1 pseudogene is annotated in these 2,226 nt (G+C 68.1%); it reads left to right on the top strand.

From position 1 onward, the window contains the following. Positions 1-24: 24 nt before the first annotated feature. Positions 25-2,226: pseudogene (locus CCN51_RS41080) on the top strand (type I polyketide synthase); the annotation flags it as partial.

Raw genomic sequence — 2,226 nt, 5'->3', positions numbered from 1 at the left:
CTCACAGCGGTTGGAACAGGCGGACCCATCGCAATCGTCGGCATGGCATGCCGCTACCCGGGAGACGTACAGTCCCCGGAGCAGCTGTGGGATCTGCTCGTGACCGAGCAGGACGCGATCTCGGGATTCCCGACCGATCGGGGCTGGGACCTCGACAACCTCTACGACCCGGATCCCGAGCGGTTCGGAACGTCGTACACGAGGGAGGGGGGTTTTATTCACCAAGCGGGCGAATTCGACGCCGAATTTTTCGGCATCAGCCCCCGCGAGGCCCTGGCCATGGACCCTCAGCAGCGAATTCTTCTCGAGGTCTCCTGGGAAGCGTTCGAGCGAGCAGGCATCGACCCCACCGCGGTACGCGGCACCCAAACCGGGATCTTCGCCGGCCTGGCCTATCACGACTACGCGCAACGCTTCCCGATCGCCCCCGAGGGGTTCGAGGGATACCTCGTTCATGGAAGCGCGGGCAGTATTGCCTCCGGGCGCGTCGCCTACACCTTCGGCCTGGAGGGGCCGGCGGTCACCGTGGACACGGCATGTTCGTCATCGCTGGTCGCCCTGCATCTGGCCTGCCAGGCACTGCGGTCAGGGGAATGCTCGATGGCCCTGGCCGGCGGGGTCACCGTTATGTCCACCCCGGCGGCCTTCATCGAGTTCTCCCGGCAGCGTGGGCTGTCCCCGGACGGTCGGTGCAAGGCATTCTCCGCCACAGCCGATGGCACCGGGTGGGGCGAGGGTGCGGGCATGGTGCTGGTGGAACGGCTCTCGGACGCGCAGCGGCTCGGGCATCCCATCCTGGCCGTGGTACGAGGAACGGCGGTCAACCAGGACGGCGCCAGCAACGGGCTCACCGCGCCCAACGGCCTCTCACAACAACGGGTCATCCGCCAGGCCCTCGCCAACGCCGAGCTGACTCCAGCTGCCATTGACGCAGTGGAGGGGCACGGTACGGGGACGACGCTGGGCGACCCGATCGAAGCCCAGGCCCTTCTGGCGACATACGGTCAGGACCGCTCCGCGGACCAGCCACTTTTACTCGGCTCGATGAAGTCGAACATCGGACACGCACAGGCGGCGGCCGGGGTGGGCGGGATCGTCAAGATGGTACTGGCGATGCGGCACGGGGTGTTGCCGCGGACGTTGCACGTCCAGGAGCCGTCGCCGCATGTGGACTGGTCCTCGGGCGGAGTGCGGCTGCTGACCGAGGCCACGCCCTGGCCCGACACCGGCCACCTCCGACGCGCGGGGGTGTCATCCTTCGGCGTCAGCGGCACCAACGCGCACGTGATCCTCGAGCAGGCACCACCGACCGAAGCCCCGGCAAGCGGTGAAGTCACCTCAGCACCAACACCGCTGCTTGAACCATGGCTTGTGTCCGCGAAGTCCGAGGACGCGCTGCAAGCGCAGGCGCGACGGCTGCGCCAGTACCTCGCTTCCGCCCCGGAACTCGACTTGGCCGATGTTGGGTACGCCCTGGCCTCCGGCCGTACCGCCTTCGGCCACCGTGCCGTACTCCTGGGCCCCGACCGCGAAGCCTTCCTCGAAGAGCTGGGAGCTCTGGGGACCGGTGAGGAGCACACCGGGCTCGTACGGGGCGTGGCGAGCGGTGCGGGGAAGCTGGCGTTCGTGTGCTCCGGACAGGGCACGCAACGCCCCCGTATGGGACACGAGCTCTACCACGCCTTCCCGCTGTTCGCCGCAGCCATGGACGAAGCCTGCGCACACCTCGACCCGCACCTCGACCATCCCCTGCGGGACGTCATGTTCGCCGAACCGGACACCGACACCGCCCAGCTGCTCCACCAGACCCGCTACGCCCAGCCCGCCCTGTTCGCCCTCCAGATCGCCCTGCACCGCCTGGTCACCGAACACTACGGCCTCACCCCCCACTACTACGCGGGTCACTCTCTGGGGGAAATCACCGCAGCCCACCTTGCCGGGATCCTCACCCTCCCCGACGCGGCCCGCCTGGTCACCACCCGCGCCCGCCTCATGCAATCTCTCCCCGCCACCGGCGCCATGACCACCCTCCAAGCAGACCCCGACGAACTCCACGAACACCTCACACGATGCGAAGGACGGGTATCGCTCGCGGCCGTGAACGCGCCCGGGTCCGTGGTCATCAGCGGTGATCGCCACGACGTAGACGCTACGGCCGAAAACCTCCGCGCCATGGGACGCAAGACCACTGCGCTGAAGGTCAGCGGCGCTTTCCACTCACACCAC

This window comes from Streptomyces milbemycinicus, assembly GCF_002154605.1.
GTDB lineage: Bacteria > Actinomycetota > Actinomycetes > Streptomycetales > Streptomycetaceae > Streptomyces > Streptomyces milbemycinicus.
Note: the sequence above shows the minus strand (reverse complement) of the source record. Positions and strands in the feature narration are given on the sequence as shown.